Below are 21,638 nucleotides of genomic sequence, written 5' to 3'. Positions count from 1 at the left end.
CTGTTCCGCCCCCGCTACTGATTAACCGACAATCAGCTGATGGTTCGCCAGCAACGTCGCCAGATCGGTATGCACGTTGGTCAGCGTGGCGATGGTGGTCATCGACTGTGCTGAACCACTGCCATCCATATCAACCTTGATGACGGTGTTGTTGCCTTCTGTGGTCACCGACAGGTAATCGGTGATATTGCCCGCCGAGGCGTCCAGGGTCGCCACGCCGTTGACGTAGCTTGCCGAGCCGGTGCCGGTATACCCGCCCGACTGCAACAGATCGCTCAGATCCAGACGATCCGAGTTCGCCGTGCCCTCCCATGTCCCGACCGTGAAGCCGTTAATGGTGTCGGACCCGTTACCGCCGGTGGCGTCAGAACTGTCCAGCAACTTGTACAACAGCGTGTCGTGCCCGCCGCTGGCTAAGTTGAAGGTATCGTTGCCGCCGCGCCCTTCAAACAGGTTATCGCCCGCGCTGCCGGTGATGACATCGTCGTAGTCCGACCCGGCAATGCCTTCGATATCCTTGAAGGTTGACGTGTTGAACCCGGTGTTCTGCGCGTTACTGCTGCTCAGATCCACCGTGATGCCGCTGGTCGCATTGCGGTAATCGACAATGTCCTGACCGCCGGTGGCGCTCCATGTCGCATGGTCGGACGAGGTGCTCCAGCCGCCGGAACCGTTGTAGACATAAGTGCCGCTTTCCGCGACAAACGTGTCGTTGTAACCGGTACCGGTGATCGTGCCGCTGTTACCGCCGGTTGCCGCATCTGCGGTTAACGAGTAGCTGCTGGTACCGTCGCCAGCGGTGAGATCCGTCCAGGTCGCATTGGACGACACACCGTTGATGTTGCGCACCAGCACCGCCGAATAGGTTTCATTCGGATCCAGCCCGTAGAAATTCACCAGCGCCGAGGCATCGTTGATCCCGATACCCGACTGGGCATTGATGATCTGCGAGGCCACCAGTTCACCGGCCGCGTTGTAAAGCTGCACGGTGTTGCCGTAGAACACGTTCATCCCTTCGCCGTCGAGAATGCGCAGGTGGATCGCCGTGCCGTCAGCAATGGTGCTGTTATTGGCGACATACACCACTTTGCCGTTGGCCTGTGACACCAGCAGATCCTGCGTCCCGTTCCAGTCGTAATCGAGGGTCGCAATCCCCGTCACGTTGACCAGTGACGAAGCCAGCGCGCTGCTGGTCCAGCCCTTGCCGGTGCCGTCGTTAAGATACAGCGTGGCCTTCTGGCTGCCGGAATAGGTGCTGAACTTGATGATGTCCATATCACCGTCACCGTCCCAGTCCACGGCAGCTGACAGATAACCGCCCGCCGCTGAGCTGGTGGTGGATGCCTCAACTTGTGTGGTCGTGGTGAGCAAATTCCCGTTGCCGTCGTTGTAATAAATCACCCCGCCATAGTTGGTGGAGGTGGTGGTATTACGTCCGGTGGAGATATACAGATCCATATACCCGTCACCGTTGAAGTCCGCCCAGGTCATGGACGCGGCCGTCGTTGAGTCTGCTGAGTTCACCACAAAGACGTTGGCAATATTCTGGGTCTCCGACAGCGTGCCCGTACCGTTATTACTCACTACCGTCAGGGCATACGCGCCGTTACGGTTAGTGTGCTGAACGATGTCTACCGTGCCGTCGTTGTTAATATCGATGCCCGAGATTTCGCGGTACGTGACCCCTGCAAGCCCGGCGGCACCCGCAGAACCATCGGCTGACAACACACCGTTGTTATTCACCAGATAGCTGCGCGAGTCGCCGCCTGCATCGCCGTACGCCAGATCTACCCAGCCGTCACCGGTTTTATCGTAAGCAATCACGCCGCCGTACCAGATGGTGGTCCCGATGGCCTGCTGGCCGTAGGTATAGGTACCGTCTGCGTTCGCTGTCCATTTGCCCTGAATACTGCCGCCGTAGTTGGTTTCCGTGGCATAGATATCTGACGTGCCGTTACGGTCGGTATCCGCCAGCGTGTAACTCACCACGATATTGCCGCGTGAGTTGGTCAGCGTGGTACCGGCATAACTGTTCAGATCAGAACTGCTGTAATCGGAAATACCGGTGACAATATTCCACAAACCGCCGCTGTTCAGGCTGAAGGCCATGGCATTGGTCGATGTGGCCCCCGCCGTGGTCGCCCAGCTGGTGTCCACCGCGGTTTCGGCATACACGATAATCGCGCTGGTGCTGATGCCGGCATCGTTACCGTTGCCTGCACTGCTTCTCACCTGGGCGGTGACGTCGTAGCTTGCCAGCCCGAGCGCGCCCGGCACCTGCAAATACCAGGTGTTGTTGAGCGGATCGACCACCACGGCGCCGCCGGTTTCCGACGTGTAGGTCACGCCGTTTACCACCACCTGCACATACATGCCTTCGCCCAGCGCTTCGGACAACGTACCGCTGATGACCGGCGTCGTGTCCTGCGTGGATTCTCCCGTCACGGTCGCCATCGTGGTCGGGATCGAGGTGTCCACCTTCAGCGTGAAATCAGTGGATGACGTGGTATTCCCCGCCAGATCCTGCGATGTCGCGACGTAAACGTAAGTGCCGTCTGCCAGCGCGGAATCCGAGAAGGTCCAGGCCAGCCCGACCACCGTCGCGACGCCGACAAACACGCCGTTACGGTAGATTTTCAGCACTTCACCGTCAGCCATCGCCTTGCTCAGCGTGCCGCTCAGCGTCGGTGCGGTTTCATCGGTACTGGTACCGGAACCGAACGACCCGGTGCGGTCACCTTCGTCATCGGAATACTGCACGATGGTCGCTACTGCCTCAGGGTTCAGCGTGTCGATGACCACGGTCTGGCTGCCGATCGTGCCGACATTGCCCGCCTGATCGATAACCCGAACCTGCACGTTGTAATTGCCGTCCGCCAGCACGGTGCCGGTCGCGTCATAGCTCCAGCCCACACCGTTTACCACCACGTCAGTCCAGGTTTTACCGCCGTCGAGGCTGATTTGCGCCCTTTCGTCGGTGGCGAGTGCCGCGCTCAGTGAACCGGTCATCGTCAGCGTGTTGTCGCTGGTGATGAAGTCACTGGCGGAATCGCCGGTGTCATTACTGACAGCGTCAATGGTGATGATTTGCGTCGGCGCGGTGGTGTCAATGGTGACCACCTGCTGCGCGGTCTGCCCGACGTTACCCGCCTGATCCACCACGCGGACCTGATACAGCGTCTGGCCGTCGGTCAGCGTGCGGCCGTCAACGTAGGTCCAGGTGCTGCCCTGAAGCGTCACCGTGGTCCAGGTCGCGCCGTTATCCACGCTGATCTGCACCACTTCGCCCGGACTCAGTTCCGCGCCAATCGAACCGGTGACGGTCAGCGAAGTATCGCTGGTGACAAAGTCGCTGGCAGAAGAACCGGTATCGGTGGCGATGCTGTCAATGGTCACGGTTTTGCTGGCGTCCGGTGCAACGGTGTCGACGGTGACCACTTTCGAGGTCACGTTACCGACGTTACCGGCGGTATCCACCACGCGGACGTTGTAGGTGTAATCGCCGTCCGTCAGCGTGCGGCCATCGGTGAATGTCCAGCCGGTGCCGATCGTCGTCGCGTTCGCCCACGTCAGGCCACCGTCGGTACTCACCTGCACCACTTCATCAGCCGCCAGCGTGGCGCCGAGCGAACCGGTGACCGTCAGCGAGGTGTCGCTGGTCACAAAGTCGGTGCTGCTCAGACCGGTATCGCTGCTGATGGCGTCAACGCTGACCGTTTTGCTGCTGTCCGGTGCGGTCGTATCAATCGTGACCACCTGACTGGCGGTCGCGCCGACATTACCTGCCAGATCCACCACCCGCATCTGGTAGTGGTAATCCCCGTCGGTCAGCGTGCGGCCGTCGATGTAGGTCCAGGTCAGACCGCTGATGCTGACGTCATTCCAGGTCGTGCCACCGTCGAGGCTGATTTGTACATACTCATCCGCCCCCGGTGCCGCGCCCAATGTGCCGCGCAGGTTGAGGGTGGTGTCGCTGGTGATAAAGTCGCTGCTGCTCAGTCCGGTATCCTGCGAAACCGCGTCGATACTGATGGTCTGGCTGGCGTCCGGTGCCACGGTGTCAATCACCACCGTCTGCGACGCCGTTGACCCGACGTTGCCCGCCGCGTCAATCACCCGCACGTTATAGGTGTAACTGCCATCCGCCAGCGCGCTTCCCTGCGCGTAATTCCAGGTGGTTCCGGTCACGGTAAGCGTGTTCCAGGTCACCCCGCCATCCAGGCTGATTTGCGCGGACTCATTGTTACCCAGAGCCGCAGAAAGCGCGCCGTTCAGGGTGAGGGTGTTATCGCTGGTCACGAAATCGCTGGTGCTGCGACCGGTGTCATCGCTGACCGAATCAATGGTGATGGTCATTGATGGCGCGGTGGTGTCGACCGCAATGTCGTGGCTGGCCGAACCGCTGTTGCCGATGCTGTTGGTGACCGAGGCAGTGATGCTGTAATTCTCACCATCCGCCAGCGCAGAAACCGCGTTGGCGCTGAGGTTCAGCGTCCAGTTCTGATCGCTTCCGACCTGCGTGGTGTAGGTCACGCCGTTAAGGGTGACGGTCACCATCGAACCGGCCGTCGCCGTTGAGGTACCGGTGATCGCCAGCGGCCCGCCGTGTTCCGCCGCACTGACCACATCGTCCTGCGCAAACGTGTTGATGGTGATTTCAGGCACCGCACCGCTGAGGCTGACAGAAGAATCTGCCGCCGCCGGATTGCCCGCCACATCACTCACCGAGGCGCTGACGGTGTAACTGCCGTCCGCTGCACCGTTGAAATCTGCCGCAGGCACATTCAGGCTCCACGTGCCGTCAGCGGTGACGGTGGCGTGGTACTCGCGATTGTTAAAGGTGACAGTGACAATCTGCCCCGCTTCCGCCGAGGTGGTACCGCTCAGGGTCTGACCCGCCTGCTGCTCGGTGGTGTTGATGATGTCATCACCGGCGATGGTGTTAATGGTCAGCGTTGGCGCGACGGTATCGACAATCACCGAAGTGTTTGCAGAGACCGGATTGCCCGCCACGTCGGTGGTGCTGGCGGTGACCGTCAGCGTGCCGTCCGTCAGGGCTGCCACGTCATCTGCCGGGAGATTCACCGTCCAGGTGCCGTTGGCATTCACGGTGGTGGTGTAGGTTTCATTGTTCAGCGTAACGCTGACCGTCTGACCAGCCTGTGCGGTAGAGGTCCCGCTCAGCGTCAGGGGTTGCCCCAGTTCGGCCGCATTCAGCATGCCGCTGGCCGTTACCGGATTGATCAGCAGTGCAGGCGCGGTGGCATCCACCACCACGTTATGCGTCGCGCTGGCCGGATTGCCTGCCGCATCATTCGCACTGGCGGTCACGGTGTAATTACCGTCCGCGATCGCCGCCAGATCGGTGGCCGGTACGCTCAGCGTCCAGTCTCCGTTCGCGTTCACATCTGCGGTGTAACTTTTCCCGTTCAGCACTACCGTCACTTCGGTGCCGGTCGCCAGCATGTCGCTGCCGCCGGAAATCGTCAGGCTGGTGCCTTTTTCCGCCGCATTGATGATGTCGTCCTGCGCAATCGTGTCGATGCTCAGGCTGACCGCATCGGTATTCACGGTGATCAGATGATCGCTGCTGCCGGTGTTACCCGCGCTGTCGGTGATGCTGACAGAAATCGTGTTCTCGCCGGAGGCCAGTCCCTTAATCACATCCGCCGGAACGCCGACGCTCCAGTTACCGCTGGCATCCACTACTGTGGAATAGGTGACTCCGCCAATCACCAGCGTCACCAGATTGCCCGGCTGGGTGCCGGTGCTGCCACCGGTGATGACCTGCGCCTGCGAATGTTCCGCCGCGTTGATCACATCGTCGCCCGCCACCGTATTCACGCTGACCACCGGCGCAGTGATATCCACCAGCACAGAGCCGGTCGCGCTGCTGCTGTTGCCCGCCACATCCTGCACAGTTGCGCTGACGGAATAGGTGCCGTCAGTCAGTGCCGCCGCGTCTGCTGCCGGAACAGACGTGCTCCAGCTGCCGTCGGTGCCGACCGTGGCGGTGTAATCGTTGCCGTTTACCGTCACGGTCACAACCTGACCCGCTTCGGCAGTAGATGTGCCGCTCAGGAGCACGTCCGCGCCCGCTTCCGCGCTGTTCAGCACATTGTCACCGGCGATGGTGTTGATAGTGATAGCCGGTGCCGATGCATCCACTTCCGCCGTATTCGCCGCGCTCGCGCTGTTGCCTGCGACGTTGGTGACGCTGGCGGTTGCGGTGACGTCGCCGTCTTTCAGCGCAGTCATATCGCCCGCCGGAACGGTGACGCTCCAGCTACCGCCGGATTGCACGGTTGTGGTGTACGTGTGACCTGCAAAGTTTACGGTCACCGTCTGACCGGCTTCGACGTTTTGTGTTGAACCCGTCAGCGTCAGGTCTGCCGCTTTTTCAGCCGCGTTAATCATGTCGTCCACCGCGATGGTGTCGACAGAGATCGCCACGCTGCTCAGATCCACGGTCACGTTATTCGAAATGGTTACGCTGTTCCCCGAGGTATCAGAACCGGTCACGCTAATCGCAAGCTGACCCGCAGGCCAGTTCGCCACATCCGCTGACGGGATCGCTGCTGACCATGCGCCGTTCGCGCCAACCGTCGCCTGATAATCCACGCCATTGACGGTAACCGTCACGCTGCTGCCTGCCGCGATATCGGTGCTGGTGCCGCTGATGATCTGGTTCTGCTGGATCTCGATGCTGTTGACAATATCGTCGCCCGCCACCGTATCGATACGCAGACCCGGCAGACCGGCGTCGATCGCGATGTCACGATCGGCGCTGCCGGTGTTGCCGTGCTGATTAGTTACGCTGGCGGAAATCGTCAGGTCGCCATCGCCGAAGCCTTTCAGATCCGCAGAAGGCACGCTGACGCTCCAGCTCAGGTCGTCCTGAACGGTGGCGGTATAGGTATTGCCGCCCAGCGTAATAGTGACAACGTCACCGGCTGCCGCATTGGTGACTTTGCCGCCAATCAGCTGATCCGTATTGATTTCAGTGGCGTTGATGACGTTATCGGTCGCTACCGGGTTGATAGTTACGGAAGGCAACGCACTGTCAACCAGAACAACATGCGAGGTATTGCCGGTGTTACCCGCCGCGTCGGTGCTGCTGGCAGTCAGGGTGTAATCTGCCTCGCCAAGTTTCGCGACGTCTGTTGCCGGAACGTCCAGCGTCCACGCGCCGTTGCTGACGGTTGCGGTGTAGTTCTGGCCGTTGAAGTTCAGCGTCACGGTGCTGCCGTCCGCGCCGTCACTGGTGCCACTGACGGTCAGGGCTTCGCCTTTTTCAATGGCGTTGATCACATCGTCGGCGGCCACGGTGTTGATGGTGAGCACCGGAGACACGGTATCAACCGTCACATCATGCGTCACCGAACCGTCGTTGCCTGCGGCATCTTTCACGGTTGCGCTGACAGTGTAAGAACCGTCAGTCAGCGTGCTGACCACGTCTGCCGGAACGCCGACGCTCCAGTTGCCGTTCGCATCCACTGCTGCGGTGTAGCTGTTGCCGTCGATGTCGACAGTCACTAATCCGCCCGCTGGCACGCCGGTGCTCGAACCGGTGATCATCAGGTTCTGCCGGAGTTCCTGCGCGTTGATCACGTCGTCTGCTGCGAGGGTGTTGATGGTCAGCGTTGGCGGCGTCACATCCACCAGCAAATCATTGCTGACCGACGCACTGTTGCCCGCCACGTCGCTGACGGATGCGGTAATGGTAAAGGTGCCGTCTGAGAGTGCGCCTGCATCTGCGGCCGGAACCGTCACGCTCCAGGTGCCGTCATCCGCCACTATCGCCTCGTAATTCCCGACCTTCACAATCTGACCAGGTTCTGCCGTGGTGGTGCCGCTGATGATCACATCCGCGCTGGCTTCGGCCAGATTCAGCACATTGTCACCGGCAATGGTGTTGAGGGTAATGGTTGGCGCAACGGTATCCACCGTCACATCCTGTGCCGCACTGGCGCTGTTACCGGCAGTATTGGTGACCGAAACACGAATTTCTGCGTCGCCGTCTTTCAGGTTGCTCATGTCGGCAGCCGGAACCGTCAGGCTCCATGCGCCGCCGGTTTGCACCTGCGCGGTGTAGCTGTGACCGGCAAAGATCACCGTCACCGTCTGGCCCGCTTCGACGTTTTGCGTGGTGCCGCTCAGGGTAAGATCTGCCGCCTTCTCCGCCGCATTCAGCATGTTGTCCGTGGACACCGTGTCGATGGCAATGCTGACACTGCTCAGATCGACCGTGATGTCATGACTGATCGTCACGCTGTTACCGGCGGAACTGGTGCCGCTCACAGACACCGTCAGCTCACCGGCAGGCCAGTTCGCCACGTCAGCCGCAGGAACTGCCGCAGACCACTTGCCGCCTGCGCCGACGGTCGCCGCATAATCGACGCCGTTAATGGTCACGGTGACGCTGCTGCCCGCTGCCAGACCGGTGCTGGTACCGCTGACAATCTGGTTCTGCTGAATTTCGATGCTGTTAACGATATCGTCACCGGCAATGGTGTCGATACGCAGCCCCGGGATCGCCGCATCAATCGTGATATCGCGCTCACCGGAACCGCTGTTGCCGCTGGTGTTGGTTACGCTGGCGGCAATGTTCAGGCTACCGTCGCCCATGGCAACCAGATCGGCGGCCGGAACGGTCAGGCTCCATGAGAGATCGTTTTGTACTTCTGCGGTGTAGGTTTTACCGCCCACCGTCACGGTGACGGTCTGACCCGCTTCCGCATGGGTGACGGTGCCGCTGATCACCTGATCTTGTGTGATTTCAGTGGCGTTGATGATGTCATCACCGGCGACCGTATTAATGGTCACTGCCGGGCTGTCGGAGGACGTTTGCAGCGTTTTAGCGGAAGACCCGTTGTTGCCGTAAACGTCGGTACCGCTGACGCTGACCTGATACAGCGCCTGTCCCAGATTCGCCAGATCGCTGGCCGGAATATCCGCACTCCATACGCCACCGCTGACGGTGCCCTGATAGTTCAGGCCGTTAAGCGTCACGATAACCGTCGCGCCATCTGCCAGCCCCGTCACCGTACCGGTGACAGTCAGCGTGGTCTGCGCCTCGGCGGCGTTAAGAATGTTATCCCCACCCGCCATATCATTGATGACAAAGACCGGCGCAGTGGTTTCCACCGTCACATCGCGGTTCGCGGAACCGGTATTTCCGGCCGTGTCCGTGACCTGCGCGGTGAGGGTGTAACTGCCGTCGTTCAGGCCGCTGACCACATTCGCCGGAACCCCGACGCTCCAGTTACCGGAGCCATCGCTGACCGCGCGGTAATCGACATTATTGATGGTCACCGTGACCACAGAGCCTGCATCGACACCGGTCACGGTGCCGCTGATGACCTGCGCCTGCCCGTGCTCAGTACTGTTGATCACGTCATCGCCCGCCACGGTATTGATCGTGACGACCGGTGCGGTCAGATCCACCTGCGCGGTACCGGTGGCTGTCGCCGGATTGCCCGCGATATCGCTGACACTGGCGGTGAGAGTGTAAGACCCGTCGCCCAGACCGGAGAACACGTTGTTCGGTACGCCGGTTGTCCAGGTGCCATCGGCCGCCACGGTTGCTGTGTAGGTTTCGCTGCCCAGCGTGATGGTGACGGTCTGACCCGCCTGCGCGGTGCTGGTGCCGCTGAGTGTGACCTCAGTACCCGCATTAATGGCGTTCAGCACATCGCTGGCGCTGATAGTTTGAATGGTTACTGTCGGCGCAGAAGCATCCACTTCCGCCGTATTCGCCGCGCTCGCGCTGTTGCCTGCGACGTTGGTGACGCTGGCCGTCGCGGTCACGTCGCCGTCTTTCAGCGCAGTCATATCGCCTGCCGGAACGGTGACGCTCCAGCTACCATTAGCCTGAACAGTTGTGGTGTACGTGTGACCTGCAAAGTTCACGGTCACCGTCTGACCGGCTTCCACATTCTGCGTGGTACCGGTCAGCGTCAGGTCTGCCGCTTTTTCGGCAGCGTTAATCATGTCGTCCGTTGCGATGGTGTCGACAGAGATCGCCACGCTGCTCAGATCCACGGTCACGTTATTGGAAATGGTGACAGAGTTACCCGAGGTATCAGAGCCGGTCACGCTAATCGCAAGCTGACCCGCTGGCCAGTTCGCCACGTCCGCTGCCGGAACCGCCGCAGACCACGCGCCGTTCGCGCCCACGGTGGCCTGATAATCCACGCCGTTAACGGTAACCGTCACGCTGCTGCCTGCCGCGATATCGGTGCTGGTGCCGCTGATGATCTGGTTCTGCTGGATCTCGATGCTGTTGACGATATCGTCGCCCGCCACCGTGTCGATACGCAGCCCCGGCAGACCGGCATCGATGTTGATATCGCGATCGTTGGTGCCGGTGTTGCCGTGCTGATTAGTTACGCTGGCGGAAATCGTCAGGTCGCCATCGCCAAAACCTTTCAGGTCCGCAGAAGGCACGCTGACGCTCCAGCTCAGGTCATCCTGAACTGTGGCCGTATAGGTATTGCCGCCCAGCGTAATGGTGACAACGTCACCGGCTGCCGCGTTGGTCACGGTGCCGCCAATCAGCTGATCGGCATTGATTTCAGTCGAATTGATGACGTTGTCAGTCGCCACCGGGCTGATGCTGACGGTTGGCAGCGCACTGTCAACCAGAACGGTATGCGAGGTGCTACCGGTGTTACCCGCCGCGTCGGTGCTGCTGGCGGTCAGGGTGTAAGTTGCCTCACCCAGTTTCGCCACATCGGTTGCCGGAACGTCCAGCGTCCACGCGCCGTTGCTGACAGTGGCGGTGTAGTTTGTGCCGTTGAAGTTCAGCGTGACAATGCTGCCGTCGGTACCGTCGCTGGTGCCGCTGACGGTGAGGGCTTCGCCTTTTTCGATGGTGTTGATCACGTCGTCGGCGGCTACAGTGTTGATGGTCAGCACCGGAGAAACGGTGTCGACAGTGACGTCGTGTGTAACAGAACCGTTGTTACCTGCGGCGTCTTTGACAGAAGCCGTCACGGTGTACGAACCGTCAGTCAGCGTGCTGACCACGTCTGCCGGAACGCCAACACTCCAGTTGCCGTTCGCATCCACCGCTGCGGTGTAGTTGTTGCCGTCGATGTCGACGGTTACCAGTCCGCCCGCTGGCACGCCAGTGCTCGAACCGGAAATCATCAGGTTCTGCTGATGCTCCTGCGCGTTGATCACGTCGTCAGTGGAAACGGCATTGATGCTTAACGTTGGCGCAGTGACGTCAACCAGTAATGAACCGGTCGCGCTGCTGCTGTTACCGGCCACATCCTTAACCGTGGCAGTGACAGAATAGGTGCCATCAGCCAGCGTCGCCGCATCTGCTGCCGGAACAGACGTGCTCCAGGTGCCGTCGTTACCCACCGTTGCGGTGTAATCGTTGCCGTTTACCGTCACGGTCACAATCTGACCGGCTTCCGCAGTAGATGTACCGCTCAGGACCACGTCTGCGCCCGCTTCCGCGCTGTTCAGCACATTGTCACCGGCGATAGTGTTGATAGTGATAGCCGGTGCCGACGCATCCACTTCCGCCGTATTCGCTGCGCTGGCGCTGTTGCCTGCCACATTGGTGACGCTGGCGGTTGCGGTGACGTCGCCATCTTTCAGCGCAGTCATATCGCCTGCCGGAACGGTGACGCTCCAGCTACCGCCGGATTGTACGGTTGTGGTGTAGGTGTGCCCTGCAAAGTTCACGGTCACCGTCTGACCCACTTCGACATTTTGTGTCGAACCCGTCAACGTCAGGTCTGCCGCTTTTTCAACAGCGTTAATCATGTCGTCCGCTGCGATGGTGTCGACAGAAATCGCCACGCTGCTCAGATCTACGGTGACGTTATTAGAGATAGTCACGCTGTTACCGGAGGTATCCGAGCCAGTCACGCTAATCGCAAGCTGACCCGCTGGCCAGTTCGCCACGTCCGCTGACGGGATCGCTGCTGACCATGCGCCGTTCGCGCCCACGGTGGCCTGATAATCCACGCCGTTAACGGTAACCGTCACGCTGCTGCCTGCCGCGATATCGGTGCTGGTGCCGCTGATGATCTGGTTCTGCTGGATCTCGATGCTGTTGACGATATCGTCGCCCGCCACCGTGTCGATACGCAGACCCGGCAGACCGGCGTCGATCGCGATGTCACGATCGGCGCTGCCGGTGTTGCCGTGCTGGTTGGTTACGCTGGCAGAGACGGTTAAATCACCGTCGCCGAACCCTTTCAGATCCGCAGACGGCACGCTGACGCTCCAGCTCAGGTCATCCTGAACCGTAGCCGTATAGGTGTTGCCGCCCAGCGTAATGGTAACGGTATCGCCCGCTGCCGCATTGGTGACTTTGCCGCCAATCAGCTGATCCGCATTGATTTCAGTCGCGTTGATGACGTTGTCGGTCGCCACCGGGCTGATGCTGACGGTTGGCAGCGCACTGTCAACCAGAACAACATGCGAGGTGTTACCGGTGTTGCCCGCCGCGTCGGTGCTGCTGGCGGTCAGGGTGTAATCTGCCTCGCCAAGTTTCGCCACATCGGTTGCCGGAACGTCAAGCGTCCACGTGCCGTTGCTGACAGTGGCGGTGTAGTTTGTGCCGTTGAAGTTCAGCGTCACGGTGCTGCCGTCGGTACCGTCGCTGGTGCCGCTGACAGTCAGCGCTTCGCCTTTTTCGATGGCGTTGATCACGTCGTCGGCGGCCACGGTGTTGATGCTCAGCACCGGAGAAACGGTGTCTACCGTGACGTCGTGCGTCACCGAACCGTCGTTGCCTGCGGCATCTTTGACAGAAGCTGTCACAGTGTACGAACCGTCAGTCAGCGTGCTGACCACGTCTGCCGGAACGCCGACGCTCCAGTTGCCGTTCGCGTCAACCGCTGCGGTGTAGGTGTGGCCGTCGATGTCGACGGTTACCAGCCCGCCCGCTGGCACGCCGGTTGAACCGCCGGAGATCATCAGGTTCTGCTGGAGCTCCTGAGCATTGATCACGTCGTCAGTGGAAACGGTATTGATGTTTAACGTTGGCACAGTGACATCAACCAGCACAGAGCCGGTCGCGCTGCTGCTGTTACCGGCCACATCCTGGACAGTTGCAGTGACAGAATAGGTGCCGTCAGCCAGCGCCGCCGCGTCTGCTGCCGGAACAGACGTGCTCCAGGTGCCGTCGGTGCCGACCGTTGCGGTGTAATCGTTGCCGTTTACCGTCACGGTCACAACCTGACCCGCTTCCGCCGTCGATGTGCCGCTCAGGACCACGTCTGCGCCCGCTTCCGCGCTGTTCAGCACGTTGTCACCGGCGATGGTGTTGATGGTGATAGTCGGTGCCGACGCATCCACTTCCGCCGTATTCGCCGCTGTTGCGCTGTTGCCTGCGACGTTGGTGACGCTGGCCGTCGCAGTCACGTCGCCGTCTTTCAGGCTGGTCATATCGCCCGCCGGAACGGTGACGCTCCAGCTACCGCCGGATTGCACGGTTGTGGTGTAGGTGTGACCTGCAAAGTTCACGGTCACCGTCTGACCGGCTTCGACATTTTGTGTCGAACCGCTCAGCGTCAGATCCGCCGCTTTTTCGGCAGCATTAATCATGTCGTCCACCGCGATGGTATCGACAGAGATCGCCACGCTGCTCAGATCCACGGTGACGTTATTGGAAATGGTGACAGAGTTACCCGAGGTATCCGAGCCGGTCACGCTAATCGCAAGCTGACCCGCAGGCCAGTTCGCCACGTCCGCTGCCGGAACCGCTGCTGACCATGCGCCGTTCGCCCCAACCGTTGCCTGATAATCCACACCATTAACGGTAACCGTCACGCTGCTGCCTGCCGCGATATCGGTGCTGGTGCCGCTGATGATCTGGTTCTGCTGGATCTCGATGCTGTTGACCACATCGTCGCCCGCCACCGTGTCGATACGCAGCCCCGGCAGACCGGCGTCGATCGCGATGTCACGATCGGCGCTGCCGGTGTTGCCGTGCTGATTAGTCACGCTGGCAGAGACGGTTAAATCACCGTCGCCGAAGCCTTTCAGATCCGCAGACGGCACGCTGACGCTCCAGCTCAGGTCATCCTGAACCGTAGCCGTATAGGTGTTGCCGCCCAGCGTAATAGTGACAACGTCACCGGCTGCCGCATTGGTGACTTTGCCGCCAATCAGCTGATCCGTATTGATTTCAATCGCGTTGATGACATTGTCAGTCGCCACAGGGCTGATGCTGACGGTTGGCAGCGCACTGTCGACCAGAACGCTGTGCGAGGTGCTACCGGTGTTGCCCGCTGCGTCGGTGCTGCTGGCGGTCAGGGTGTAATCCGCTTCGCCGAGTTTCGCCACGTCGGTTGCCGGAACGTCCAGCGTCCACGCGCCGTTGCTGACAGTGGCGGTGTAGTTTGTGCCGTTGAAGTTCAGCGTCACGGTGCTGCCGTCGGTACCGTCGCTGGTGCCGCTGACGGTCAGCGCTTCGCCTTTTTCGATGGCGTTGATCACGTCGTCGGCGGCCACGGTGTTGATGGTCAGCACCGGAGAAACGGTGTCGACAGTGACGTCGTGCGTCACCGAACCGTCGTTACCTGCGGCGTCTTTCACGGTTGCGCTGACGGTGTACGAACCGTCAGTCAGCGTGCTGACCACGTCTGCCGGAACGCCAACACTCCAGTTGCCGTTCGCATCCACTGCGGCGGTGTAGCTGTGGCCGCCGATCTCGACGGTGACTAATCCGCCCGCTGGCACGCCCGTGGAACCGCCGGAGATCATCAGGTTCTGCTGGAGCTCCTGAGCATTGATCACGTCGTCAGTGGAAACGGTATTGATGTTTAACGTTGGCGCAGTGACATCAACCAGCACAGAGCCGGTCGCGCTGCTGCTGTTACCGGCCACATCCTGGACAGTTGCAGTGACAGAATAGGTGCCATCAGCCAGCGTCGCTGCGTCTGCTGCCGGAACAGACGTGCTCCAGCTGCCGTCGGTACCCACCGTTGCGGTGTAATCGTTGCCGTTTACCGTCACGGTCACAACCTGACCCGCTTCCGCCGTCGATGTGCCGCTCAGGACTACGTCCGCGCCCGCTTCCGCGCTGTTCAGCACGTTATCACCGGCGATAGTGTTGATGGTGATAGCCGGTGCCGACGCATCGATTTCCGCCGTATTCGCCGCGCTCGCGCTGTTACCCGCCACGTTGGTGACGCTGGCGGTTGCGGTGACGTCGCCGTCTTTCAGGCTGGTCATATCGCCTGCCGGAACGGTGACGCTCCAGCCGCCATTGGCCTGAACAGTTGTGGTGTACGTGTGCCCTGCAAAGTTGACGGTGACCGTCTGACCCGCTTCCACGTTCTGCGTGGTACCGGTCAGCGTCAGATCCGCCGCTTTTTCGGCAGCGTTAATCATGTCGTCCGTTGCGATGGTGTCGACAGAGATCGCCACGCTGCTCAGATCCACGGTCACGTTATTGGAAATGGTGACAGAGTTACCCGAGGTATCGGAGCCGGTCACGCTAATCGCAAGCTGACCCGCAGGCCAGTTCGCCACGTCCGCTGCCGGAACCGCTGCTGACCAGGCGCCGTTCGCGCCAACCGTCGCCTGATAATCCACGCCGTTGACGGTGACTGTCACGCTGCTGCCTGCCGCGATATCCGTGCTGGTGCCGCTGATGATCTGGTTCTGCTGGATCTCGATGCTGTTGACGATATCGTCGCCCGCCACGGTGTCGATGCGCAGACCCGGCAGACCGGCGTCGATGTTGATCTCACGATCGGCGCTGCCGGTGTTGCCGTGCTGATTGGTAACTGACGCACTAATCGTCAGGTCGCCGTCGCCGAACCCTTTCAGATCCGCAGAAGGTACGCTGACGCTCCAGCTCAGATCGTCCTGAACTGTGGCGGTATAGGTATTGCCGCCCAGCGTAATAGTGACAACGTCACCGGCTGCCGCGTTGGTCACGGTGCCGCCAATCAGCTGATCCGCATTGATTTCAGTCGCGTTGATGACGTTGTCGGTTGCCACCGGGCTGATGCTGACGGTTGGCAGCGCACTGTCAACCAGAACAACATGCGAGGTATTGCCGGTGTTACCCGCCGCGTCGGTGCTGCTGGCGGTCAGGGTGTAATCTGCCTCGCCGAGTTTCGCGACGTCTGTTGCCGGAACGTCCAGCGTCCACGCGCCGTTGCTGACAGTGGCGGTATAGTTTTGACCGTTGAAGTTCAGCGTCACGGTGCTGCCGTCCGCACCGTCGCTGGTGCCGCTGACGGTCAGCGCTTCGCCTTTTTCGATGGCGTTGATCACGTCGTCGGCTGCGACAGTATTAATAGTCAGCACCGGCGACACGGTATCAACCGTGACGTCGTGCGTAACCGAACCGTCGTTGCCTGCGGCGTCTTTGACAGAAGCCGTCACGGTGTACGAACCGTCAGTCAGCGTGCTGACCACGTCTGCAGGAACGCCGACGCTCCAGTTACCGTTCGCGTCGACCGCTGCGGTATAACTGTTGCCGTCGATGTCGACGGTTACCAGTCCGCCCGCTGGCACGCCGGTTGAACCGCCGGAGATCATCAGGTTCTGCTGGAGTTCCTGCGCGTTGATCACGTCGTCAGTGGAAACGGTATTGATGCTTAACGTTGGTGCGGTGACGTCGACCAGTAATGAACCGGTCGCGCTGCTGCTGTTGCCCGCCACATCGCTGACAGTTGCGATGACAGGGTATGTGCCGTCAGCCAGCGCCGCTGCGTCTGCTGCCGGAACGGACGTGCTCCAGCTGCCGTCGGTGCCGACCGTTGCGGTGTAATCGTTGCCGTTTACCGTCACGGTCACGACCTGACCCGCTTCCGCCGTCGAGGTGCCGCTCAGGACTACGTCCGCGCCCGCTTCCGCACTGTTCAGCACGTTGTCACCGGCGATGGTGTTGATGGTGATAGTCGGTGCCGACGCATCCACTTCCGCCGTATTCGCCGCTGTTGCGCTGTTGCCTGCGACGTTGGTGACGCTGGCCGTTGCGGTCACGTCGCCGTCTTTCAGGCTGGTCATATCGCCCGCCGGAACGGTGACGCTCCAGCTACCATTAGCCTGAACAGTTGTGGTGTACGTGTGCCCTGCAAAGTTTACGGTCACCGTCTGACCGGCTTCGACGTTTTGTGTCGAACCGGTCAGCGTCAGATCCGCCGCTTTTTCGGCGGCATTGATCATGTCGTCCACCGCGATGGTGTCGACAGAGATCGCCACGCTGCTCAGATCCACGGTGACGTTATTAGAGATAGTCACGCTGTTACCCGAGGTATCGGAGCCGGTCACGCTAATCGCAAGCTGACCCGCAGGCCAGTTCGCCACGTCCGCTGCCGGAACCGCTGCTGACCATGCGCCGTTCGCCCCAACTGTCGCCTGATAATCGACGCCATTAACGGTGACAGTCACGCTGTTGCCTTCAGCGATATCGGTACTGGTGCCGCTGATGATCTGGTTCTGCTGGATCTCGATGCTGTTGACGATATCGTCGCCCGCCACCGTATCGATACGCAGACCCGGCAGACCGGCGTCGATCGCGATATCACGATCGGCGCTGCCAGTGTTGCCATGCTGATTGGTGACGCTGGCTGAGATGGTTAAATCGCCATCGCCGAAACCTTTCAGATCCGCAGACGGTACGCTGACGCTCCAGCTCAGGTCATCCTGAACCGTAGCCGTATAGGTGTTGCCGCCCAGCGTAATGGTAACGGTATCGCCCGCTGCCGCATTGGTGACTTTGCCGCCAATCAGCTGATCCGCATTGATTTCAGTCGCGTTGATGACATTGTCGGTCGCCACCGGGCTGATGCTGACGGTTGGCAGCGCACTGTCGACCAGAACGCTGTGCGAGGTGTTGCCGGTGTTGCCCGCCGCGTCGGTGCTGCTGGCGGTCAGGGTGTAATCCGCCTCGCCGAGTTTCGCCACGTCGGTAGCAGGAACGTCCAGCGTCCACGCGCCGTTGCTGACGGTTGCGGTGTAGTTTGTGCCGTTGAAGTTCAGCGTGACAATGCTGCCGTCGGTACCGTCGCTGGTGCCGCTGACGGTCAGGGCTTCGCCTTTTTCGATGGCGTTGATCACGTCGTCGGCTGCGACAGTATTAATAGTCAGAACCGGAGAAACGGTATCAACCGTGACGTCGTGTGTAACAGAACCGTCGTTACCTGCAGCGTCTTTGACAGAAGCCGTCACAGTGTAGCCGCCATCGGTCAGCGTGCTGACCACGTCAGACGGAACGCCGACGCTCCAGTTGCCGTTCGCATCCACTGCTGCGGTGTAGCTGTGGCCGTCGATGTCGACGGTGACTAATCCGCCCGCTGGCACGCCGGTGCTCGAACCGGTGATCATCAGGTTCTGCTGAAGTTCCTGCGCGTTGATCACGTCGTCTGCTGCAAGGGTGTTGATGCTTAACGTTGGTGCGGTGACATCAACCAGCACAGAGCCGGTCGCGCTGCTGCTGTTACCGGCCACATCCTGGACAGTTGCAATGACAGAATACGTGCCGTCAGTCAGTGCCGCCGCGTCTGCTGCCGGAACAGACGTGCTCCAGGTGCCGTCGGTGCCGACCGTTGCGGTGTAATCGTTGCCGTTTACCGTCACGGTCACAACCTGACCCGCTTCCGCCGTCGAGGTACCGCTCAGGATCACGCCTGCGCCCGCTTCCGCCAGATTCAGAACGTTGTCACCGGCGATAGTGTTGATAGTGATAGCCGGTGCCGACGCATCCACTTCCGCCGTATTCGCCGCGCTCGCGCTGTTGCCTGCCACGTTGGTGACGCTGGCCGTCGCAGTCACGTCGCCGTCTTTCAGGCTGGTCATATCGCCCGCCGGAACGGTGACGCTCCAGCTACCATTAGCCTGAACAGTTGTGGTGTACGTGTGCCCTGCAAAGTTTACGGTCACCGTCTGACCGGCTTCGACGTTTTGTGTCGAACCGGTCAGCGTCAGATCCGCCGCTTTTTCGGCCGCGTTAATCATGTCGTCCGCTGCGATGGTGTCGACAGAGATCGCCACGCTGCTCAGATCCACGGTGACGTTGTTCGAGATGGTTACGCTGTTACCGGAGGTATCAGAGCCGGTCACGCTGATATTCAACGCACCCGCTGGCCAGTTCGCCACGTCCGCTGCCGGAACCGCTGCTGACCATGCGCCGTTCGCCCCAACTGTCGCCTGATAATCGACGCCATTAACGGTGACAGTCACGCTGTTGCCTTCAGCGATATCGGTACTGGTGCCGCTGATGATCTGGTTCTGCTGGATCTCGATGCTGTTGACGATATCGTCGCCCGCCACCGTATCGATACGCAGACCCGGCAGACCGGCGTCGATCGCGATATCACGATCGGCGCTGCCAGTGTTGCCATGCTGATTGGTGACGCTGGCTGAGATGGTTAAATCGCCATCGCCGAAACCTTTCAGATCCGCAGAAGGTACGCTGACGCTCCAGCTCAGATCGTCCTGAACCGTAGTGGTGTAGATATTGCCGCCCACCGTGACAGTGACCACATCTCCGGCGGCGGCGTTGGCCACTTTACCGCTGAGGGTCTGGTCGGTGTCAATTTCGGTAGCGTTAATGATGTTGTCGCCTGCCGTCACTGCGATGCTGACGGTCGGCAGAACGGAGTCAACCACCACGTTGTGGGTGGCCGCACCGCTGTTGCCTTCGGCATCTGTGCTGCTGGCGGAAAGGGTATAGGTCGCTTCACCGAGTTTTGAAACCTCGCTGGCAGGGACGGTGACAGACCAGTGGCCGCCGCTGACGGTGCCGCTGTAAGTCACGCCGTTCAGCGTCAGCGATACTGGCGTGCCATCGGCGCTGTTGCTGGTCCCGCTGATTACCAGCGCGTTGCCCTTCTCAATGGCATTGATGATGTCGTCGGTTGCCACAGTGTTGATGGCCAGTTCCGGCACTTCTGAAGAGATCAGCACTGTCGTTGACTGCGAGCCGGTGTTTCCGGCTTTGTCGGTAATGCTGACGCTGACAGTGTAGCGGCCATCCGCCACGGAACTGAACACGGACGCCGGTAAACCGATGCTCCATGAGCCATCGGCGGTGAGTGTCGTGGTGTACGTCTGTCCGTTAACTAACAGGGTGACCGTGTCGCCCGCTTCCCCGCCGGTACTGGTGCCGCTGACGATTTGCGCCTGGGTTTGTTCCGCGCTGTTGAGGATATTGTCACCGGCGATGGTATCGATGGTGACGACCGGAACGGTGGTGTCGACGCGCAAGTCATGGGTGGTGGAGGTGCTGTTGCCCGCTGCATCGCTGACGGATGCGCTGATCGTGACATTGCCGTCCGCCAGTGCGCCTGCCTGTGCCGCAGGAACGGTCGCCGACCAGTTGCCGTCCGCACCCACTGTCGCGGTGTACGTCTGGCCGTTCAGGTTCAGGGTGACGACTCGTCCGGCACCAGCATCCGAGGTGCCGCTGAGCGTCAGGTCTTTGCCCGCTTCGGCCGCATTAAGCATGTCATCGCCCGCCAGAGTGGCGATGGTCAGCGACGGAGGGTGCGTATCAACCGCCAAAGAAGAGCTGGAGGTAATGGTGTTGCCCGCGCGATCCACACCGCTGACCTGTACGGTATACACGCCATCGGCCAGTGCCTGCGCGTCTGCCGCCGGCACCTTCACCGACCAGGCGCCATCAGCGCCCACGGTGGTTTGCCAGCTTGCGCCATTGAGAGAGACCGTCACCGTGGTGCCTGCGGCCAGATTGTCGCTTTTACCGGAAATCGCGACATCGCTGCCGGCTTCGGCGGCGTTCAGGACGTTATCGCCCGCCATCGTATCGATGCTCAGGACGGCTTTGGCGGTGACGACGGTCAGGGTGATGGAACCCGCGCTGGTGGTCGAACCGTTGCTTTCCTGCACCACAATGTAGGTATGCGAACCGGCCGCCTGCGGCGCCAGCTGGGCGGTCCATTGTCCGTTGCTGTCGACCAGGGCGGTGGCAATGATATTGCCGCTGGCATCGACGATGGCGATATCCGCGCCCGGATAACCGGTGCCGGTAAAGGTCGGACGGGTGTCGTCTGTGACCGCCTGATTGGCCAGAATGCCCTGACTGTCGCCCTGTGTATCGGTCACTAGGAACGTTGGCTGCGCCACTTCAACCGCTTTGGTGTTATCAATGACTTTCGTTTTTTCGTCCGATCCCCCGCCGTGCGCCAGCAGTGCACCCACTGCGCCGACGCCCAGCGCGCCACCCAGCAGGTACGGCCATTCCAACGTGACTTCCGTGGTGCTGAGCAACAGCGATTCGATGCCAGCCAGCGGGGTTTCAACCGCATGGAGGGCAAACACAGGTGCGTCATGAGCAACGGCAGCGTCCGTGAAGGTGACTTCCGTCAGCTCCTGCTTGCCATCCTGAAAGACCAGTTTATTTTCGTCTTTCTCACCCATATTCTCGAAATATCCTACACAGCGAATGACTGAGCCATCCTGCATATGAATAATCAGGTCATTGCCGCTGCGTTCATAACTGGCGACATTTTTCACCGAGTCATGAATAACCACAATGCCCGATTCATTCATGGCAACAGCCGTATTTCCCTGTGCAGTGAATTCATTTTTCAACGATGTTTTACGAGAGATAATATCCATGGTTTTGCGCATGCTATCTTCCTTAATCCTTGTTATACCTGTGGGGCGTTATTCCAATACCGTTG

1 protein-coding gene is annotated in these 21,638 nt (G+C 60.4%); it reads right to left on the bottom strand.

All coding sequences use genetic code 11. From position 1 onward, the window contains the following. Window positions 1-21 precede the first annotated feature (21 nt). Window positions 22-21,585: an Ig-like domain-containing protein gene (locus tag EDF78_RS00790; protein ID WP_133822273.1), complete on the bottom strand. Its 21,564-nt coding sequence runs from the start codon at window positions 21,583-21,585 to the stop codon at window positions 22-24. Window positions 21,586-21,638: the final 53 nt, after the last annotated feature.

Origin of the sequence: Rahnella sp. BIGb0236, assembly GCF_004364755.1 — a bacterium.
Lineage (GTDB): Bacteria > Pseudomonadota > Gammaproteobacteria > Enterobacterales > Enterobacteriaceae > Rahnella > Rahnella victoriana.
The sequence above is the reverse complement of the archived record's forward strand: the minus strand, read 5'-3'. Positions and strand labels throughout refer to the sequence as shown.